We start from the raw sequence: 19,865 nt of genomic DNA on the forward strand, positions 1-19,865 counted from the left end.
GGAGCGGTCCCCGGGGCCGCCCCGTCGACCTCAGCGCAGCATCGCCGCCATCAGGTCCGTGCCCAGCGTCGCCGTCGCCGAGGCGTCCAGGTCGTAGAGCACATACCGGCCGCGCCGCCGCATTCGCAGCAGCCCGGCCTTGCGCAGTACGGCCAGGTGTCGGGAAACCTCGGGCGCGGTCAGCTCCCAGGCCGAGGCCAGTTCGCCGGTGGTGTGCGAGCCGCGGGCGAGGGTGCGCGCCAGACGCAGCCGGACCGGATGCGACAGCGCCTCCAAGCGCTGCCGTGCCAGGTCCATCGGGACCGGCTGCCGGACGTCCCGGTCGGTGACCGCGACCGGGTACTGGAGCACCGGACGCCAACCGCGTGCGTGCACCACGACCAGATGCGGGGCGCCGAACACCGTGGGCAGGAACGTCACCCCGTCGCCCACCGCGCTGGTCGCGTGGTCCTGGAGCTTGTCCACCACGATCCGCTGCCGGGGCCCGTCCAGGTCGATCGCCCGGGAGACCGAGGCCAGGGTGTCGGCGACGCCGCGCCGGGCCATCAGATCCGCCTTCAACCGCAGATCGGCGGTCAGCCGCGGGTACACCCGCTGCCAGGTCGCGGTGAAGAACGCGTCCCGGCAGTCCTCCAACATCCGACGCACCCGGGCCCGCACCATCGGCGGATCCGCGATCAACCGATCCGCGAAGGACACCTGACGTGGGCCGCGAGCGTGCGCCAGGTTCAGGACGCGGTCGCGCGTGTTCGAGTCGCGCAACGGTGACGGGTTGCCGACGAGCAATCGGTCGGTTCCGCACGTGGCGACCAGCGCGGTCGACACGTAGGCGTCGTCGTCGAGGCGGTCCACCTCGTCCAATTCGTCGGCCAGGGTCGCTCCGGGCCTGCCCGGCAGCAGGAAGTCCGCCCGCGACGAGCGCCACAGGAATTCCGCTTCGAGCAGTTTGTCCGCCAGTTCCGGTCGCAGCGCCTCCCGGGTCTCGGCGACCCAGTCGTGGTGCGCCGGGTGATGCCCGGGCTCGGCGAGCACATGCAGCATCGCGGTCAACTCGGCGAGCGGGGAGGCCCCGAACAGCAGGTGCTCGGGCGGTACCCCCGTGATGTCGATGGTCAGGCTCACGGCGGGATCATCGCAGGTGCCGGTCGGCGGGCCGGAGCCGATTGACGACAACGGTCAATCGAGGTGACCCGGCCGGGTCGGGCCGACGACGGTTTGGCCCATGACGACGACTCCGGCGCGACCGCCTTCCATACCACTCGCGACCCGACCGGCTTCCGACGCGGCGGTGGCTGCGAGCCCGGTGGTGACCGCGGGGGCGGCTGTGGCTTCGGGCCCGCCTGTGGGTGACGACCCGAGAGGGCGGACGCGGCCGGACCGGCCGGAGCGGCCGCCCTTGGGCGAGCTGGTGCGTGCCTCGGGCGGTCCGCGCTACGCCGTCGCGCTCGGGGTGGACGCGCTCGGGTCCGGGATGTTGCGGCCGTTCCTGCTCCTCTATGGGGTCCAGGTGCTGGGACTGGGCGTGGCTCGGGCCGGTACGGCGATGTCGATCGGCATGCTGCTCGGGCTCGCCACGGTGCCCTTCCTCGGCCGGTGGATCGATCGCGGCGCCCGGAGCGCGCCGGTCGCCGGTGCGATGCTGATCCGGGTCCTGGGTGTGGCGGCGCTGCTGCTCACCGGTGCCGGAGTGGGCGGTTCCGCCGTGTGGGGATTCACCGTCGCGGCGCTGTTCCTGGGGATCGGCGACCAGTGTTGGCCGCCCGCGCACGCCGCGCTGGTCGGCACGGTGGCCGACGAGCGCTATCGGGACGCCGCGCTCGCCGCGGGGCGGTCGCTGCGCAACGCGGGTCTGGGCGCCGGCGCGTTGATCGCGACGCTGACGATGACCGGCGGTACCGGAGCCCTGCGGGTGCTCGCGACGGTGACCGGGCTGGGCTACACCGTCGCCGCGCTGTTGGTCCGATCGATGCGCGTGACCGGCACCGGCCGGCCCGGGTCGCGGGGTGCGGCTGAACCGGCGGCCGACAGGCGGGTGGCCGACACGCGGGTGGGTGGCAAGGGGGCGCGCGGCGAGCGAACGGGCGGCAAGCGAACGGGCGGCCGGATCGGCGTGCTCGATGTGGCCAACCTGCCCTACGCGTTCTGCTTCAACGTGCTGGAAGTGGCGCTGCCCGCCGTACTCGTCACCCAACTGCACGCGTCCCCGGCCTGGTCCGCCGGCATCTTCGTGGCCAACACGCTCATCGTCGTCACCACGCAGATCGCCGTAGTGGTGTGGCTGTCCCGCCGCCCCCGACGCTCGGCGCCGGCCGGCGCGGGCCTCGTACTCGGCGTGTCCTACCTGGGCTTCTGGGCGGCCGGCGGCCTGGGCGGCCAGGCCGGCGCGGCGGCCATCGCGCTGGTGTCCGTGCTCTACACGGCCGGCGAGATCATGTACACCGGCAGCGCCACCGCACTCATCGTGGCGACCACGCCCGCCCACCGCCTGGGCCGGGCCCTGGCCCGATTCCAACTCGGCCACGGCATCGGCATGGCCGCGTCACCGGCGGTGTTGACGGCACTGTTCGCCTGGGGCCCGGGCGTACTGTGGGCCTCCCTCACCGCCACCACCCTGACGGCAGCCGCCGCAATCCACCGCTGGGCCCCCGACGACCGCACCCCGGCAAGCGGAACGCGGGCGAATCCGGTCCGTGTCGCCCGACCGCCCACACCGTGAAAACCTGCCGCCGATCCGGGACGCGCGGCCGGAACTCGCCGCACGAGGTCTGTCCGGTCACACGGGAGTGCGCTTCCAGCCAACCGGAGGGTACGGGAACTCCCATACCCCTGCGTGCAGTTGATCTACCAGTAGCGGCCGGGGCGGCGGCCGGCGACGGGGGACGAGAGGGCAAACATGGACGCGATCGCGGTGCTCGACCAGCTCACTGCTCCGCAGACTCGGGCGAATCCCTTCCCGCTGTACGAACAGGCCCGTGAACTCGGCCCCGTACTGCCGGTGACCGACACGCTCGTGCTGGTCACCGGCTACGCGGCGGCCGATCGGGTGTTGCGTGACCGCGAGTTCGGCGTGCTGGACCGCGAGGCCAGTGCGGCGGTACTGGGCGACGAGCCGCGCCCCCGGTCGTGGGAACTATTCGGCCGGTCGATCCTGATGAACAATCCACCATTGTTTCCTGTCGGCACCTCTGACCTGCGCAAACGCCGCGACCTCGACGAACACGAACCGTCTCGGCCCGTTTCAGCCCGACACTACCCGGATCGTCACGCGGCCGTGCACCCATGGGTGCACGGCCGGGCGCACCCCGAAAACACGGCAGGGGTTCGGCGCCGAATACGACGCCGAACCCCTGCTCAACGGGCCGCCGGCTTGGCGGAGCACGGCCACCCGCCGGCCACCAATCCACCCGAGGGAGGGCGACCCGACGCGCCCCGGCCGATGGCCGAAACACGTCCGTCCTACTAACGAACCAGCCCCAGCGACCGTTACCCCCGTTGCCGTGAGGGCCAAAACTGCTGCGCCTTCAACACGGTCAGGCCGCTACCCGTTCTCTGCGGACGGAGACAGGACACGATCCACGAGGTCTTGAAGCCGCGCGTCGAACTCCTTCTCACCGTCAGGGCCGAGTGTCGCCAGTGCGACGAGCGCCGTTACCGCGACGTCCACCAGCTCCTTCCGCACGTCATCCCACGAGTGCGACGCACCTTTCCGGGGGTTTGCGGCGAGAGCCCCGTGCAGTGCCTCCGCGACCTCGCCGTACTCCTCGCCGACCTTGAGCACGCGCAGCAACGTGCGTTCCCGTTCGGTCTGCTCGCCGGCGTTCTCGTCCAACCAGCGGCGGAGCCGGTTGATCTGTTCCCAGGTGTTCTCGTCCATCCACTTCTCCCACGGTCGTACGGGTGTCAGAACAGGGCGGCCACGGGCTCCTCAGCCTGCGTGGGGTCGGTTACCGGCAGCGGCACCGAAGCGGGGACGGCGAGCCGCACCGTGAGCGCCGAGTGGTCGGTCAGCCGGTCCGGGCCGGTGCGGGGCTCGTGGACGTACGAGCAGCCGAGGAGCGTGCCGCCCAGGCTGGCCGAGACGTGCGCGTGGTCGTAGCGGTATCCGTCACCGGTCTTCCCGACCCACGAATACTCGCGCGCGTCCGCATGCAGCGTCCGGAACGCGTCCGCGTACCCGGCTCGGCCGAACGCCCCGTAGAAGTCGTACTCGAACGGGGCGAAGAATCGGTAGCGCGGCGAGTGATCAGGCTCCAGGACGTTGAGGTCTCCGAGCACGACCCGGGCGCCGGTCCGGCCGTCGGGAAGCGCCGCAGCGCACTCCCTCAGCCACCGCCACGGGCCCCTGACGGCCGCGACCACGGCACTGGCGACGGCGGCCGGGCCTTCGTCGCTCGCGTCGAGTCGGAGGACGCGGACGCCGGCGGCCATGAGGAACGTAGCGGCCTCGCGGAACGCCGCGCATTCCCGCGCGGTGCTGCCGGGGTCGCGCTCGTACCGGCTGTGGGCGCCACGGTTGGTCAGCCGCGCCTTGATCACGTCGGTGCGGGCGTTGAGGATCACGGCGACGTCGGGCAAGTCGGCGTGCCGGTTCAGCTCCCACACCACATCGAGGTCCACGCCGTCCAAGACCTGGAGCACCAGCGACGAGGCAACGTACCGGTCACACACGACCGTCTCGCCGCGCGCGAGCGCCGGCCGGATCTCCTCGTTCAGGTGCGCGTACCTGTCCGCCGCGATCAGGCACGCCATTGCCATACCCCGGTACGTGTCGGTGCCGTTCCGCGCGAGCAGCCCCACCGGGTATCGCTCGGCTCCCGGGTCTGGCACACCGCGACGCCGATCGTCCGCAACTCCAGCGCGACGGCCGCCGTGGCCGTGGACTTCCCGATACCGCCCGGCCCGTCGATCGTGACGAACACCCCGCTCACGACGCACCGACCACGGGCAGCATGCGCGACTGCCCCGGGACCACTGGGCACTGCTCCGTGTCGACGGCGCCGATACGCTCCCCGGCGGCAACGACCGCGGCCGGGCAGCCCTTCCCGCACGCGGCCGACATCGAGCAGCCGCCGCACGTCGGATTCGCCCCGAGATCCCACCGGTCGCTGAACTTCCCGTAGGCGTCGAGCCGTTCGGCGACGTCGTCGTATTCCCAGACGTTGCCGACGAGGAAATCCGTGTCCGGGTGTTGGCTCACCCGCGTCCGCGCGGCGAAAACCAAGTAGGGGCAGATCGCCACGCACCGTCGGTGAACACGTAGATGATCGTTCCGGCCTCGCAGCCCGCCAGCGGCTTCGAGTCGTTCGGGAAGCGGATGAGCGTGAGGTCCAAGTCGTCATCGGCGAACGGGAGCGCCAGGTCCCGGATGTGCCGCATGTGGTCGTCCGGCCGGCGGAGCCGCTGGGAGCCGCGGGACGCCCCGCGCCCCATCGGCCCGAGCGGATTCATCAGCACGTACCGCGCGCCCTGCTCCTTCGCGAACGTGCAGAGCTGCCCGTACTCCTCGTCCTGGGCCAGGTTGTTCGGCGTGCACAACAGCCCTTGCAGGATGCCCGCCTCCCCGAACGCCCTGACGGTGTCGACGGTTTCCTGGAAGCCCTCGGGCCGGCCCCGGAACACGCCGTGTGACTCGGGCGAGAACCCGTCGAGGCTCACGTTCATGTGCACGCCCAGCTCGGCGAGACGGGCGACCTGCTCTGCCGTGACCATCGTCGCGTTCGTGCACACACCGACACCCATCCCGGCCGCGCGGAACGCCTCCGTGATTCGGATCAGGTCCGCGTGCATGAACGGCTCACCGCCGGTCAACGTCCCGCGGTTCACGCGTGCCGCTGCGAGCTGCGGGATGAGCCGGCCGCGAACTGCGTCCAGCGGCATGTACGCGCCGCGCTTCGTCGCGGAGACGAAGCAGTGCTTGCACGTCTCGTTGCACGGCTCGCAGACCTGGATGAGAGCCTTGCGGTACGGGTGGTCAACCGTCGTTCGGAAGTAGCAACTTGCTGCTTGGTCCCCGGTGCTGATCGGACGTGCGGTCACGTGCACCCCCACGATGAGATGGAATGGGCCCGCTCCCCGGCCGGGCGCACGACAGCACGGCCGGGGGCGGGAGTTCGATGGGCAATCAGGAGACGAGCCGAGCCGGCTCGATGACTTCGACGTTGATGCTCGTCGACTCGGCGATTCGCCAACCGGTGTCGATCAGGAACTGCCGGTAGTCCGTGTACCAGTCGTGGACCTGAGCCGGAGTACCGACCAGCCGGCGCGCCCCGATGTCGTCCACGTCGAGGCCGGCCGGCAGCACCTTGAACCAGACCGGCCCCGACCCGCTCGACGGGAACTCCCTGAGGACCGTGACCTTCGCCCCGTCCGGGTTGTCGAGGGCGTCGTACAGGTCCCCACGGTCGGGGTGTTCGTACACCTCTGTCAGGTACGAGTCGTGAGGCTCACGCGGCAGATACCACCCAGCGCCCGCCTTCTCGATCGCATCGTCCAGGCGCCGCAACTTCTCCGGGTCGACGTCTCTCCGGTCCCTCACGACCCACCACCCCGGGGCATGTCCGCGAACCGCAAGGGGAGGTCGGGGCCGTCGTCGACGATCCTCAGCGCGTGCTCCACCCCGTGCCGCACACGCCACCGCTCCGCCAAGGCCGGATCGACCATGTGCGCGTACTCCTGCCGCCCGGCGCACCCCGTGCACCCGGGCAACACCCGGCCCACGGTCCCGTGGACCTCGATGTGGTGCGTCACCAGATCGTGCAGAGCCATCGACCGGCCCCGCCGCCCTCGGCTCGCCAGATCCGCGCACGTCTCGCACCCGGACATCAACTCGACCATTCGAACCTCCATGCACGCGCTGTCGTGCTCTCGTCGGTGCCCCACGCCCGACCCCGCGCGGTGGGCGCGCTTCCCCAGGCCGGGCGTGGGGTGAAAGGGGGACCGGTCCCGCAGCCACGCCCGAAGGGGACTGCGGGCCCGGGTGCCGCCCGTCTCGTGCGACCGGGAACGGACGGCGGCAGGGGACAAATCTGTGGGTCTCGCTTTCAAGCCAACTCCCGGGAAACCGACCCGGCCGGACCTTCAAGCGGACTTTTCGGGCGGACTTTTCGAGGTCAGCGGTCTTAGGTGCCCCGGAAGTCGCTACCGTCGTCGTGATGCAGATCACGGAGGTGACGCGGTGCCGGAGCTGACCCCCTTCGAGGTCGCCTGTCTCGCGCACGGCTGGGACAAGCCGGCGGACTTTTTACGGGCCTTCCACGCTGCGGCCGACGTGCTCGGCGAAGCGGTCACACTGACCGACCGCCAGTACCGCCGGTGGCGTCAACCCGACCCACCTGCACCCCGGGCGCGCGCCTGGAAGACCCTCCACGCCATGTTCGCCGTCTGCCCGAGTGAGATTGGGTTCCCCGGACCGCCACCGGGTGCCACCGTGGGGAGTGCACCACTCCCCACACGGAAGGGCACCGGCGTGGATCGACGGGCTTTCCTGTCCGACTCCATCGGCGCAGCCGCCGCTGTTGGCTTGCCCGCCCAAGCTCTCTCACGGAGCCCAGCCGGAGGCACCGGCGCCATCGGCACCACACATCTCCTGGAGCTCAGGGCTGGTCTTCACGTCCTCTTCCAGCTCGACGCGGCGTACGGGGGCAGGGACGTTCGATCTTTGGCCGTCCGCCACCTGAGCCGAGTCCGCCGCATCATCAACACCGGCAAGTACCCGGACACGATCGGCCGTCAGCTTCGGCTCCTCTCGGGGGAGATCGCCGAACACTGCGGCTGGCTGTACTACGACGCCGACAACCAAGAGAACGCGAAACGCTATTGGGGCGAGGCCCTGACGACGGCGACCATGCTCCGCGACACCAACCTCGAAATCCTGGTCTTCTCCTCCATGAGCCTCCAGGCATGCCACGAGGGCCGGCCCCGCGACGGCCTCGACCTGGCCCGCGCTGCCCAGGACCGTGCGACCCGCCTCGGGTCGCCGATCCTCCAGTCCCTCATTGCCGCCCGGGAAGCACGCGCCCTGTCGCTGTTGGCCGACGACACATCCGCTCGACGCCGAATGAGCGAGGCGATGCGGCTCGTCGACCGCAACAGGCGCGGGCGCCCCTCGCCCGAGTGGGCGGCCTTCCACGGGCATGCCGAACTGGACTACGCGCAGGGACTCCTCTACACCGAACTCGGCCACCACCAAGCGGCGACCGGGTTCCTCCGCGCCGCGCTTGCCCACCAGGAGGCCAACTACGGACGCAACCGGGCCCTGTACCGCCTCACTCTGGCCCGGGGCCTGATCGGCGCCGGGGAAGTGGACGAAGGCGCCGCCCAAGCCGTGGGAAGCCTGGGCGATTTGGAAGAGGTCGAGTCGGGCCGCGTCAAACGACGCCTCACCGAGGTGGTCGGCGCGCTACGCGCCGTCGACGCCGTCTCCGCCCGGGAAGCCGCCGAGGAACTGGCCGAATACGTGGAAACGAAGGGGGCAGCGTGATGTCCGAGGTGGCCTACGGGCGATACGAGGGCCGAGAGGCCGCAGGACAACTCGACACCTTCCTACCGGCCTACGAGGAGGTCTACGCCGAACCCCCGTACTGCGAAGGCCCCAGCGACGTGGCCCAGTTCATCGACCACTACCTGCTCCACACGCAGCGGCCGGGGATGCGGCTGGTCATCGCCCGCGACGGCGACGAGGTCATCGGTTTCACCTATGGATACTTCCTTCCTCGCAATACCGGATGGTGGACCAACGTCGAGCAGGTCCTTGCGGAGGACTTCACGCGCGAGGACGGCAACCGCACGTGGGTGATCCTCGAACTTGCGGTCCGTGAAGCGTGGCGCCGACGCGGTATCGCCGCCGCTCTCCACGCCGCGCTACTCGATGGCCTGCACGTCGAGCGGGTGACACTCACCGTCCGCCCGGAACCGGAGGCGGCCCCGGCGCAGTCCGCGTACGCGTCGTGGGGTTACCGCACCGTCGGCCTGTCGCAGCCCTGGGACGGCGCGCCGGTCTACAGCGCCATGGTCCTCGAACTCGGCGGGCAGCCCGCCCAAGCCTGACCGGCCCGCACGTGCCGACGCCCCTCGCCGGGCGTCGAGCTGATTGACCGACGAACGCTGGTCCGCCCCGCCCGGTCCGCCGAAGCGGGGCGGAGTCGTCTCCACCCGAGCGCGCCCGGCAACCCCCCACCGCACTCCTTCGCGCGGCTTCCGATCAAGCCCCACCCGGTGCCACGCTGGCCCCATGGACGAGCACGACACTCGAGACACCCACCCCCACACGCCGGACGTCACGATCCACACCGGCGGGCCGCGCCACCCGGACCCCGGCGAGATCCGCGCCGAACTCCCCGCCGACCTACGCGCCGAGTTCGACGACGAGTTCCGCCACGCGCTCAAGGTCGCGGACGACCTCGGAGACCTCTCGCAGCTCGCCCACGTCCTGGCCCAGTGGCAGGGAGAGATGTGGCTCCGCCGCAGCCCTGACGCCGACCGCAACGCCGAGATCATCGCCCGCCTGAACGCGGGCCTTCCCGTCGACACCGTCACCGCCTGGCCCCCACCCGATCAGGAGGACACGTGAGCTACCGCGTGGAATCGCTCTGGCAGGTCCAGCAGAAAATCCGGTCGTTGAGCCCCGAAGGACAGTCCGCGTACGCCTCACTGACCCGATCCCTGGCCGCCGATCCCTGGCGCGTCGGCAACCCCACCCGCAGCAAGAACGTCCGGATCACGGGGTTCTTCGAGCTGTACGAGGCGACGTTCCAGATCGAGGACACGCACGTCACCGTGACCATCATCGAGGTGCGCTGAGTCCGCCTGCCCCGGCCGCGCGACGAATCGCACGGCCGGGAGCGGACGATGGATCAAGATGCGGCGGACCGCCGACCACGCCGCGGCGCGGAAGGCATATCGGCGAACCTCAACCGCCCGTCGTCCGACACGATCCGTAGTTCGTGCTCGACGTGATGCTGCAACCGCAGCCGGGCCGCGAACTTCGGCTTGATCATCGGAGTCGGCTTGTCCCACCGCAGGCACACCGCGCACCCGACGACCCGAAGCCCGGTCGTCTTGTGGACCCGGATGTGGTGGAGCACCAGGTTGTACAGCGCCACCGACGAGCCCTCACGCCCCCGCCGCGCGAACTCCGCGCACTCCCTGCACGACCATGTCCTCACCACTCACCTCCCGACCCACGCCCCCGAGCGTCCACGTGTACGTGCGCTCCCACACGAGCTGTTCGAGCTGCCCCACGCACGGCACACACACGCCCACCCCGGCGCACGCGGGATCGGAGGCGACACACCACAACCAGGCCACGGTGACGTCCGCGTTACCGCACCGGGCGCACCGACCGATCACCCACCGCTGATGCACCGGCCGCCGCCGGGCGTGCCTACCCGCACGCGATGCCGACGGCAAGGAGCGCATAGAGCCCGAGCAACGCCAGGACATAGAGGAGTTCGCGGTGACCATCGCCGTCACGTCCACTCACCCCGACCGTCCCCCACGTAGATGTCGGCCCGCACCCGCTTCCCGACGGCGAGCAGGTCCGTCGCCCAGCAGCCGCCCGACAGCTCGTGCACCATGAGCAACCCGTGTCCCGCCTCGGCGTCCCGCCCGGCCGCACGCAACAGCGGCACCGTGTCGGATTGGTCCACGACCGCGATCCGCACCCGTCGCCGGGCAGCCTTGCGGCAGATACTCACCCGGACCGGTCCCTCCTCGGCGTGCCGTAGCGCGTTCGTGACCAGCTCGGTGGCAACGAGGCGCGCGTCCTCGATCACGTGGTCCATCCGCCAGACCCGCAGCGCGGTCGACACGAACCGGCGCGCGTCCCCGGCCGACTCCGGCCGCCGCGCCAACTCCTCGGCGTACCCGTGGCCCTCGAACTCGCACACCTCGGCCATGATCGCCGCCGCGCGTCTCGTCGTACGAGTCGTCCGTGAACGTCTCCACCCGCCGGCCGGTACGGGCGACCGCCCGCCCCAGCCGCCACACCCCCGTGACGACACCGGCCACGATCGTGAACACGCTGCCCCACACGAGCACCGCCATCGTTTCCGGCGCCCGGCCCACGACCTGACCAGGGTGCTGGAGGTCATGTCGCTCGACGCCGATTCGACCGCGGCCGATCACGCCGGGCATGAACTCGGCGGCTACTTCGCGGATTTGGTGGCCGAACGCCGGGCGCGACCGCAGGACGATCTGGTCAGCGCGCTGGTGCGGCTGCGTGACGAGGACCCGGGGCAGGCGATCGGTGACGCCGAACTGATCGCCAGCCTGGTGCTGTTGCTGGTGGCCGGTTTCGAGACCACCACGAACCTGCTCGGCAACGGCCTCGCGCTGTTGCGCGAGCATCCCGACGTGCGCGCTGCGCTCGCCGACCGGTCCCTGCCAGTGGCCGACTTCGTCGAGGAGGTGCTGCGGTACGACTCGCCGATCCAGTTGACCTCGCGGATCGCGCTCCGGGACGGCCTCTCGGTCGACGGGGTGCCGGTGCCGCGCTTCGGCGAGGTACTGATGCTGATCGGGGCCGCCAATCGGGATCCCGTGCGCTACCGCGAACCACAGCGGTTCGATCCGTGGCGCGCCGAGAGCGGCTCGTTGAGCTTCGGGGCGGGGATCCACTTCTGCGTCGGCGCGATGCTCGCCCGCCTGGAAGCGGCGGTGGCCTTTCCGCGACGGGCCGACCCCGACCACCGATTGACCAACCTCGACCATCGGCCTCTCGGCGCTGATCCGCGGCGGTCGGGGTGGGCTACGAACGCCGGTGCCTCCGACATCGGCCACCGGCATACCGCTCGGCCGAGTCGATCATCAGCCGGTGTCCCCGCCGGTGGTGCGCTCGTAGACGCGCTTGTCGGAGAGCGGCGGCAACTGTGGCTCCGGGGTGGGGAGAACCTCGGCCATGAGCCGTTCGAAGTCGTCGTGGTCGAGCCATTCGGGCTCGACTTCGGGCTGCGGATGCTCGTCCATGCCACGATGCTGCCACGCGACGGCGCGGTTGGCTGCCATCGTTTCCGAATCAGTCCGTAATCAACCGGTTACCCGGCTGATTCGGACCCTTGCCGGGCCCGGCGCCGGCACCGCACCGCATACCGGCCGACATCCACCCCAACGGGTTGTCCGGGTACGTGCCGAACCCGAGCCCATGCCGATTCCGGCATGCGGCCGTCGGGGACGCGGTGGGCGCGTTCGTAAGCCGAAACGCGCACAGGTGTGCGGTGTGCGGTGCATAGACTTTCCGAGTGTTCGTTCCGGAGACGATGCGGGTTCAGGAGGACGCGATCGCGGTGCGCGACGCGTTGGCGACAGCGCGGGTGGGCCTGGTCGATCGCGAGGTGGTCGCCGAAGTGGTGACGTTGTGTGCGGTCGCGGGTGAGCATCTGCTCGTGATCGGGGCTCCCGGCACGGCCAAGTCGTTGGCGGTGCGGCGGATCGCCGAGCAACTCGGTGGCCGCTACTTCGAGTACATGTTGGGCCGATTCACCGAACCGAACGAGATCTTCGGTCCGGTCGATCTGCGTCGCCTGCGCGAGGGGGTCGTCGAGATCCGGACGGCCGGGATGTTGCCGGAGGCGGAAATCGCCTTCCTGGACGAGGTCTTCCTCGGCTCCACCGCGATCCTGAATACCCTGCTCGGCCTGCTCAACGAGCGGATCTTCCGGCGCGGTGCCACCGTGTCCGCGGCGCCGCTGCGGGTGTGCGTGGGAGCGGCGAACCACGTTCCGCAGGACCCCTCACTCGCGGCCTTCGCCGACCGCTTCCTGGCCCGGGTGTTCGTCGAGCCGGTCGCCGACGCACGGTTGGAGGAACTGCTGGAGGAGGGTGACACGTTCTCGACCCCCGGGCTTGTGTCTCCGGTTTCGCCGCATGCGCTGTCCGGCATCGATCGCCTCTCCGAAGCTGCGCAATCATGCCGGCTTGCCTCGGTGCGACCCGTGCTGGCCACCGCGGTGCGCCGGATGCGGGCGGCCGGGGTGCCGATCACCGACCGTCGGGCGGTGCGCTCGCAACGCTTGGTGGCCGCGGCCGCCGTCTTGGACGGGCGTCTGGCAGCGGAACCGGGCGACCTGTGGACACTGCCGCTGATCGCATCGACGCCGGACGCGCAGGCGGCCGCGCGCGACGTGTTGGCCGACCTGATCGGCGCGGCAGGCAGCGGCAGCCTGTGCCACGCCGCCGAGGAGTACTCACACGGCAGCGCGGCGCGGGCGCGCCGACTCGCGGAGAACGGACGGGACCTGCTCGCCCGCTTCGGGTCGGGTCCGACCGACGGCGACCGGCGGTTGCGGCTGGAGGCGGTGCTGCGCGAGATCGACGCCGGCTTCGCGGCAACCGACCTCGGCGCCGAACTGGCCGCTGTCCGCGACCGCCTGGTCGCGGCCGTGCAGTCGTGACGAGCGGCGTCGAACGGACTCGGCCCGGAATGGGCGAGCCGGGTGGGCCGGGGTCGGTCGAGCCGATCCGGTCGGCGACGGTCGGTCGGGGCGGGCAATGGAGGGACGGGCGGGCCGAGTCCGGGAGCGGTGGGCAGAGCGGAGTCGGGAGGGTTGAGCGAGGCGGCCAAGGCCGGGACGAGAGTTCTCCGCTCGGAGGGCGCGAGGCTTCCGGGGCCGACGCGGAGGACGAGCCCATCGTGGTCGGCCCCGCCGTGCCCGTTTGGCATCCTCGCGAGTCTCCGCTCCCGGTGGCCGCCGTACTGGCCCGGGGAGCGGCCGTGGCGGGCCTCGCCGCGCGAATCGTCGAGCGATCGGATGGTGGAGATCCGCTCCGAGCCGCAGGTGATCACGCGTGGTTGGTGGTCATGGGGGAGAACCTCCCGTGGCTGGACGCGGTGACCTACCTCGGTTGGGACGGCGAGGCGCTGACGCCCACCACGATGCGGCCCGAGCCTTCGGCGGAGCTTTGGCGCGCGGCTATCGGCCCCGATGACCTCGTGGTGTTGCTGCCGGAGCGGATCCTGACGGCGCCGATGCCGGTGGGCCCGGCGGATCGCGAGCGGCTGGCGGCCCTGGCGACTCCTCCGACTCCGGTGGTTTCGAAGGTTCTCGTGGCTTCTCCGCCTCCCCCGGCGTGGGAGGCCAGGACGGCGACGCCCGGTGACGACGCATGAGGCTGCCCGACGGGCTGGCGTCCTGGGCCGAACCGCTGGACGCGCTGACTCCACGACTCGCCACCGCCCTGGGTCCGATGGTTCGGCGACTGGACGCGCTGTTGGCGGTGGCGGATCCCGGCCCCGCGCCGGCAGGGGAGTTCGCGGGCTACGGCGGGATCGCCCGGCGCGGGCATCCGGAGCGCTTGCTCGCCTCCGAGTGGCTGTATGCCCAGGAGTTGGGCACCGAATTCCTGCGCCGCGCGGCCGACGGTGAACTGCTGTACCTGGACCACGATTTCGTTGATCCGATACCGACCGGACGCGTGCTCGTGCTCGTGGACGCGGGCCCGCTCCAGGCCGGAGCCCCGCGCCTGGTCCACCTCGCGTGCCTGATCGTGCTGGCCCGCAAGGCGCAGGCGCGTGGCACACAACTGGTGGTCGACGTGATCGGGACGGATCCGCACGTCCGGCTCACCGGTGATCTGCGTCGAGTACTGCGCTCCTGGTTGAACTTCCGCCTCGATCAGGTGCCGACCCGCGCGCAAGTCGCCGCACACCTGGCCGCGGCGGACGACGCCGACGAGGTGTGGATCCTGGGTACGGACGGTGCGGGCGGTCGGGTGGTCACCGCGCGTGAGACCGGGTGGACGGCCGCGGGCGCCTCGCGCGTCGAGGTGTCCATCGCCGACACGACGGTGGAACTCCCGCTGCCGGCCCCCGAGATGGCGATCGCCGCCCTGCGCGGCCGGGAGTTCGCGGTGATCGAGTCGACCGCCGCCGGCGGTACGGCGCCGGTCGGCCCGCTGCGGTTGCCCGCGTTCACCGGGCGACCGCGACAACTGCTGATGCGGGGAGAGGGGCCGGGCCACCTGCTCTCGCTCTACATCCCCACCGAGGGGCGACCACCGGCCCGACCCACCCGGCACACGTTCCGCGGCACGGCGTACGCGGCGTCCTGGGTCCGGCGCCGCCTGATCGTACTTACGCTCACGCGGGGGGAGTTCGCGGTGCACGTCATCGGCCGCCCGGCGCCGGAGCTGGTCGGCATCGGTGGGCCCGTCGACGGATTCGGCCCGGAGGCGATCGCGCTGTCGGACGACGCCCCGATTCGGCCGATCCATCACGTGGCGGACGCGCTGATCTGCCGGATCGGCGAAGCGTGGTGGCGGTTGCGTGCGGACGAGCCGCCGGTACGGATCGACCTGGCGTCGATCGTGCCGGGTGTCGGCAGGGAGTCGAACGAACCACTGCTGACCATCCCCGCGGGCGGGCGAAACCTCCGGTTCACCGGATGGCCCCAGCCGATCACGGCAGTCGGCGTCACCGATCACGTGCTGGGTGGCGGCGCGTTCGCATGGCGCGCCGAGGACCCGACCGCGTGGCGAATTCGCATCGCACCGAAAGTTCCCGAGCAGTGCCTGCACCTGCCGGCCGACGTACGGGCGATCGGCTTGGTCGTCGAGGACGGCCGGGCCGCGCTGATCAGCACCTCGGCGCACGATTCGCTGGTACGCACGCACACCCCCGACGGGGATCGGGTGCTGCGCGCCTGGTCGGACGCACCGGACCCGGTGACGGTGCATCCGACGTTGCCGTTGATCGCCGGACGGGACCGAGAGGGTCGCATTCGGGTCGGCCACGCGGTGACCGGCGCGCTTTTGGCGACCCTGGCGACGGCGTGATGGACCGGGTAGGCGACGGGTCGCGCGGCGACGGCGGTGGGGCTACCGGGTATCGCGGGACCGTGCGGGCCGCGGGCTTCCTGCTGGACGTACCCGTACTGGGCCCGGACGTGGCCGCCGCGCGGGTCTTGGCGCTGTGGGATCCGGGGGCCGGGCTGCACGTACTGCCGGACGGGCGCTGGTTGTTGCGACTCGGGACGGAGCGCGTGGTGCGGGCCGAGCAGGCGCCCGGCACCCCGTTGGTCGCCCGGGAACAGGCTTTGACGGAGCCGGGGTTGCGGCCGGATCCTGGTGACGAGGGTCATGTGGTGGCGAGTTCGGGTGGTCGGCGGCTCTCGCTCGCGCTGTCCGGCTTGCCCGTTCTGGCGCCTGCGGCGTGGTTGCGGGTGGACGGGCTGCCGATCCACCGGTTGCCGGCTCTGGACGCGCCCGATCCGCGTCCCGATGTGCCGATCGAGCCACCGCTGCGGACCGGTCCGAACCAGCGGGCGAAGGCCGGCGTGGGCCGGCGCGACGCGCGCGCGGACCGGATCGCCGCCGAAGTGTGGGACGTCGAATCGACCGGGCCGAACACGACGAAGGCGCTGCCGGACCTGCGGAGCGCGCCGGTCGCGTTTCTCGTGGCGGTCGCGCTGGTCGGCCTCGTCGCCCTTGGCGCCGGTGGTGTGATCGCCGGGCTCGGTGCTCTGAGCGGCGGGCGGGCCCCGATCGCGACGCTCGGCCCGATCCTGGTGGGCGCCGTACTGCTGTGGCGACGGCGCACGCGCGGCGCGTATGCCGCCGACGGGCGAACTACCGGGCAGACGCGGAAGCCGAAGACGCCGGTGGCCGGCCCAGCCGGAGCCCGACGATTCGCGCCGCGTCGGCTCGCGCGGCGCCTGCGTGTCCCGGGCCGTCGCCTGGCCGCGTTGTTGCTCCGCGGCCCCCTGGTCCAGGTGTGGTCGGGGCGTCAGGAGCGCTACCTGCACGGCATGGTGCGGGCGTTCGAGCGCGGTCGCTTCGAGATCGCGCTGCGGAACGCGATCGCGCTGTCCGACGGTCCGGCCGATGCGCACTCCGGGCCGCTCGCCCTCGGGCTGCCCAGGCCGCGGACGGGCGAACTCCGGCCGGCCGCCCGGGTCGGACCGCGGGGCGCCCGGATGCCGACTCGAACCGCGATGTTCGAGCGACTGCGCGTGCTGTACATGGACGCCGCCGAACGCCTCGAACGGACCGGCCGGATCGACGAGGCCGCGTTCGTACTCGCGGACCTGCTCGACTCACCCGACGCGGCGGTCGAGGTGTACACGCGCCATGACCGTTTCCGCGACGCCGCCGAGTTGGCCGAGAGCCGGGCGCTCGCACCGGACCTGGTGGTCGGGTTGTGGTGGCGCGCCGGTGAGCGGGACCGCGCGGTGACGCACGCGCGACTGTACGGCGCGTTCGCGACGGCGATCGAGCGGCTCATGCCCGGCGACCCCAGGACGGCGAGCGAACTGCGTGCTGCGTGGGTCCGGGCGTGCCAGGCGGCCGGGGATCGTCTCGGCGCGGTCGAGGCGGCCTGGCCCGAGCCCGAGCTGCGCCCCGCCGTTGCGGGCGATCTGACGGCGGGTATCGCGCAGGGCGGCGCGATCGGCGCACGCCTCCTGGCGTTTCTCGCCACCGAGGCCCCGGTCCGGCAGGCCAGGGCGGCGGTATCGGCCTTTCTGGCAGCGGACGTCGAGAGAGGGGCGGCGGCTGGCGCAAACGTGGCGGCAGAGCGTGACGCGGCGCTTGGGCCTGTGGCGACCGCCCGGGCGGCGGGTGCGGCCGCGACGGGGGCCGGGGTCCCCACGGTCGGCGCGGGCCCGGTCTCCGACCGCGCCGATCATGCCGACCGCGCCGACCTGGACATCTTCGCCGCCGCACTGGCCGAACTGTCGGCCGTCGACCCGGCCTGGGATCGCGAACTCGCCACCCTGGCCGCGCGCGCCCTGGCGCGGGCATCCGGGCGGCCCGCCCGGTCGGTCGGATTCGCGACCGGGAGCGGGCGTCGGCGGTTCGATGCGCTCCGGGCTCGGGCCGACCCACTCGCCGCGGCGGATCTGCGCGCGCCGGTCGAACCGGGGTGCGCTCGACGTCCCGAACCGATCGCGGTGAGCGCCGGCCACTTCCCGGGCCGGGTGCCGGTCCGGAACGCCGCCGCACTACCGGACGGCACGGTCCTGGTCGCGTGCGGTGCGGCCGGCACCCGGCTGCTCGGCCGCGACGGTCGCGAACGCGCGCGGTGGGACGTAACGGCGCATCGGATCGTCCTGGCGGACCATGGCTCGACCGCGCTGCTGATCGGAAATCGCGGTGTGTCCTGCGACATCCACCGCCTGGATGTGGTCACCCGGCGGGTCCGGCACTGGGCCACGTTGTCCGCGCGCGAGTTCGCCGACTCCTTCGACGGCGGACACCTCGTGACGCTGGACCGAGGGATCATCACCGTGCTCGACACGCTCACCACTCGGCCGCAGGTCGTCTGGCGCGAGGAGGCCGCGCCGGCGCCTTTCCTCTCCGTGGCGCGGACCGCGACCTCGTGCGCGGCGCTCGCACAGACCGAGGAAGGCGCCGAGCGGATGGCGGACCTCGCCAAGTGGCGCTGGGACATGCCGGGTTGGACGTTGCGGGACAGATCCGTCCTGCCGGGCGGGACGCCCCGTTCGCTGATCACCGGTACCGGCCGAGTGGTTCCGGTCACCTTCGAGTCGGTCCTCGTGTCCGGAGACGCGTTCGTGGACGTCGCGGATGCGGTAGCGGTGCTGCATTCGGGCACGGACGCCGAATCCACCGCGAAGGTCTCCTTTCCCGGCGCCGCTCCCGACACGATCGGTTTCCGAGCGCACGCCGGCCGGATCACCCTCTGGGACCGCTCGGGCCGGATCGTGGTGTTGGAAGGTTCGATGGTGCGCGCCGTCTTCCGAACCTGACCGTTCCCAAGGTCACTTTGTGACCAACTCGGATGGCGGTAAATCAGTTTGCAGGAGATGTTCCCGGTCCCCTTGGCGGCGGAACCCGGCAGTGCTTCAATGTGTCTCGTCCTTGTTAGGAAACTTTCCTAACAATGGATGGACACGGAGCCCCCCGAACGTGGCCGTAGAGCCGGAACGGAGACGCACGTGCAATCTCACCTCGGACGATCCCGCAAGCGTTTGACCCTGCTTGTGGCAACCGGACTGCTGATCGCCGCACCCGGGCCGCTGGCCCACGCGGCGACGAGCGCCTCGCAGTCGAGTTCGACCAACGTGACGCAGCAGGCCGCCGCGCGTATCGGGTTGGACGACCCGCACAAGAAGGACATCGCCATGCAACTGGTGTCCAGTGCGGAGAACTCCTCCCTGGACTGGAAGGCGCAATACAAGTACATCGAGGACATCGACGACGGGCGCGGATACACGGCCGGCATCATCGGCTTCTGTTCCGGCACCGGCGACATGCTCGACCTGGTCGAGCTGTACACCGCGCGTAAGCCGGGCAACGTGCTGGCCAAGTACCTGCCCGCGCTGCGCAAGGTCAACGGCACCGATTCGCACTCGGGTCTGGGCAGTTCCTTCGAGAAGGCCTGGGCGACCGCCGCCGGCGACGCCGACTTCCGCAAGGCCCAGGACGACGAGCGGGACCGGGTGTACTTCAACCCGGCGGTCAACCGCGGCAAGTCCGACGGCCTGGGCGCACTGGGCCAGTTCATGTACTACGACGCGATCGTCATGCACGGCGACGGTGGCGACCGGGACAGCTTCAGCTCGATCCGGGCGAACGCGCTCAAGAAGGCCAAGCCGCCGGCCCAGGGCGGCAACGAGACCACCTACCTCAACGCCTTCCTCGACGCCCGCAAGGTCGCGATGAAGCACGAGGACGCGCACAGCGACACCAGCCGGGTCGACACCGAACAGCGCGTCTTCCTCAAGGCCGGCAACCTCGACCTCGACCCCCCGCTGAACTGGAAGGTCTACGGCGACAGCTACTCGATCAAGAGCTGATCGAAACGGCGCCGACGGATCGGTCCGAACCGGACCTGATCATTCCCCACCTCCACGCCGATCGACTCGGAACCGAGCCGGTTCCGCCTCCCTGCTCGTCCCGCACGATGGAAG

General features: G+C 71.3%; 21 protein-coding genes. 12 read left to right on the top strand and 9 right to left on the bottom strand.

Annotated elements, in window-relative coordinates:
* Positions 1 to 30: 30 nt before the first annotated feature.
* A complete protein-coding gene (locus A3IC_RS0150270) occupies positions 31 to 1,122 on the bottom strand; it encodes a DUF5937 family protein (RefSeq protein WP_026219684.1) in 1,092 nt (363 codons plus the stop codon).
* A 274-nt stretch (positions 1,123 to 1,396) separates the two neighbouring features.
* Here A3IC_RS0150270 and A3IC_RS0150275 point away from each other — a divergent pair, with 274 nt between their 5' ends.
* Positions 1,397 to 2,716, top strand: coding sequence for an MFS transporter (locus A3IC_RS0150275; RefSeq protein ID WP_020557628.1), 1,320 nt, complete (start codon positions 1,397 to 1,399; stop codon positions 2,714 to 2,716).
* A 177-nt stretch (positions 2,717 to 2,893) separates the two neighbouring features.
* Positions 2,894 to 3,463 (top strand): cytochrome P450 family protein, encoded by a 570-nt coding sequence (locus A3IC_RS0150280; RefSeq protein ID WP_020557629.1) that lies wholly within the window; start codon positions 2,894 to 2,896, stop codon positions 3,461 to 3,463.
* 75 nt (positions 3,464 to 3,538) lie between these two features.
* Here A3IC_RS0150280 and A3IC_RS0150285 read toward each other — a convergent pair whose 3' ends face one another.
* The 6 genes from A3IC_RS0150285 to A3IC_RS0150310 all read right to left on the bottom strand — a co-directional run bounded on the left by A3IC_RS0150285 (position 3,539) and on the right by A3IC_RS0150310 (position 6,765).
* A complete protein-coding gene (locus A3IC_RS0150285) occupies positions 3,539 to 3,874 on the bottom strand; it encodes a MazG-like family protein (RefSeq protein WP_020557630.1) in 336 nt (111 codons plus the stop codon).
* Between the two features lie 26 nt (positions 3,875 to 3,900).
* A complete protein-coding gene (locus tag A3IC_RS72255) occupies positions 3,901 to 4,755 on the bottom strand; it encodes a hypothetical protein (RefSeq protein WP_245599999.1) in 855 nt (284 codons plus the stop codon).
* Positions 4,756 to 4,924: 169 nt separating this feature from the next.
* Complete coding sequence (locus A3IC_RS72260; protein ID WP_245600000.1) at positions 4,925 to 5,239, bottom strand: hypothetical protein; 315 nt, start codon at positions 5,237 to 5,239, stop codon at positions 4,925 to 4,927.
* Complete coding sequence (locus tag A3IC_RS66525; RefSeq protein ID WP_245600002.1) at positions 5,194 to 6,036, bottom strand: radical SAM protein; 843 nt, start codon at positions 6,034 to 6,036, stop codon at positions 5,194 to 5,196. Before A3IC_RS66525 ends, A3IC_RS72260 begins: the two co-directional genes overlap by 46 nt.
* Before the next feature lie 85 nt (positions 6,037 to 6,121).
* Positions 6,122 to 6,535, bottom strand: a complete 414-nt coding sequence (locus tag A3IC_RS0150305) for a hypothetical protein (RefSeq protein ID WP_158696440.1) — start codon at positions 6,533 to 6,535, stop codon at positions 6,122 to 6,124.
* Positions 6,532 to 6,765 (bottom strand): hypothetical protein, encoded by a 234-nt coding sequence (locus tag A3IC_RS0150310; protein WP_158696441.1) that lies wholly within the window; start codon positions 6,763 to 6,765, stop codon positions 6,532 to 6,534. Before A3IC_RS0150310 ends, A3IC_RS0150305 begins: the two co-directional genes overlap by 4 nt.
* A 409-nt stretch (positions 6,766 to 7,174) precedes the next feature.
* Between A3IC_RS0150310 and A3IC_RS0150315 the strand changes: the two genes are divergently transcribed.
* From A3IC_RS0150315 to A3IC_RS0150330, 4 genes are all read left to right on the top strand, one after another.
* Complete coding sequence (locus A3IC_RS0150315) at positions 7,175 to 8,479, top strand: NsdA family TPR-like regulatory protein (protein ID WP_026219685.1); 1,305 nt, start codon at positions 7,175 to 7,177, stop codon at positions 8,477 to 8,479.
* Positions 8,479 to 9,045, top strand: a complete 567-nt coding sequence (locus A3IC_RS0150320) for a GNAT family N-acetyltransferase (protein ID WP_020557638.1) — start codon at positions 8,479 to 8,481, stop codon at positions 9,043 to 9,045. The genes A3IC_RS0150315 and A3IC_RS0150320 overlap by 1 nt, the downstream gene beginning before the upstream one ends.
* Positions 9,046 to 9,229: 184 nt before the next feature.
* Entirely contained in the window at positions 9,230 to 9,568 is a 339-nt protein-coding gene (locus tag A3IC_RS0150325) for a DUF6247 family protein (RefSeq protein WP_020557639.1), read from the top strand.
* Positions 9,565 to 9,798, top strand: a complete 234-nt coding sequence (locus A3IC_RS0150330) for a hypothetical protein (RefSeq protein WP_020557640.1) — start codon at positions 9,565 to 9,567, stop codon at positions 9,796 to 9,798. Before A3IC_RS0150325 ends, A3IC_RS0150330 begins: the two co-directional genes overlap by 4 nt.
* A gap of 53 nt (positions 9,799 to 9,851) precedes the next feature.
* On the opposite strand, the gene A3IC_RS0150335 is transcribed toward A3IC_RS0150330, so the two are convergent.
* Positions 9,852 to 10,100 (bottom strand): hypothetical protein, encoded by a 249-nt coding sequence (locus A3IC_RS0150335; RefSeq protein ID WP_020557641.1) that lies wholly within the window; start codon positions 10,098 to 10,100, stop codon positions 9,852 to 9,854.
* A 366-nt stretch (positions 10,101 to 10,466) separates the two neighbouring features.
* The gene (locus A3IC_RS61260) at positions 10,467 to 10,886 is read right to left on the bottom strand and encodes an ATP-binding protein (RefSeq protein ID WP_245600004.1); all 420 of its coding nucleotides are present in this window, start codon (positions 10,884 to 10,886) and stop codon (positions 10,467 to 10,469) included.
* Positions 10,887 to 11,088: 202 nt separating this feature from the next.
* On the opposite strand from A3IC_RS61260, the gene A3IC_RS63750 reads away from it, so the two are divergent.
* The 6 genes from A3IC_RS63750 (at position 11,089) to A3IC_RS0150375 (ending at position 19,751) form a co-directional block, all read left to right on the top strand.
* Positions 11,089 to 12,024, top strand: coding sequence for a cytochrome P450 (locus A3IC_RS63750; protein ID WP_205354021.1), 936 nt, complete (start codon positions 11,089 to 11,091; stop codon positions 12,022 to 12,024).
* Between the two features lie 212 nt (positions 12,025 to 12,236).
* Positions 12,237 to 13,388: an AAA family ATPase gene (locus A3IC_RS0150355; RefSeq protein WP_026219687.1), complete on the top strand. Its 1,152-nt coding sequence runs from the start codon at positions 12,237 to 12,239 to the stop codon at positions 13,386 to 13,388.
* Positions 13,389 to 13,417: 29 nt separating this feature from the next.
* The gene (locus A3IC_RS72265) at positions 13,418 to 14,104 is read left to right on the top strand and encodes a bpX5 domain-containing protein (protein WP_020557646.1); all 687 of its coding nucleotides are present in this window, start codon (positions 13,418 to 13,420) and stop codon (positions 14,102 to 14,104) included.
* Positions 14,101 to 15,768: a hypothetical protein gene (locus A3IC_RS0150365; RefSeq protein ID WP_020557647.1), complete on the top strand. Its 1,668-nt coding sequence runs from the start codon at positions 14,101 to 14,103 to the stop codon at positions 15,766 to 15,768. Before A3IC_RS72265 ends, A3IC_RS0150365 begins: the two co-directional genes overlap by 4 nt.
* A gap of 62 nt (positions 15,769 to 15,830) precedes the next feature.
* Positions 15,831 to 18,701, top strand: a complete 2,871-nt coding sequence (locus tag A3IC_RS0150370; protein WP_158696445.1) for a bpX6 domain-containing protein — start codon at positions 15,831 to 15,833, stop codon at positions 18,699 to 18,701.
* A 234-nt stretch (positions 18,702 to 18,935) separates the two neighbouring features.
* Positions 18,936 to 19,751: a chitosanase gene (locus tag A3IC_RS0150375; protein WP_020557649.1), complete on the top strand. Its 816-nt coding sequence runs from the start codon at positions 18,936 to 18,938 to the stop codon at positions 19,749 to 19,751.
* Positions 19,752 to 19,865 lie beyond the last annotated feature (114 nt).

The organism is Embleya scabrispora DSM 41855, assembly GCF_000372745.1.
Classification (GTDB): Bacteria; Actinomycetota; Actinomycetes; order Streptomycetales; family Streptomycetaceae; genus Embleya; species Embleya scabrispora.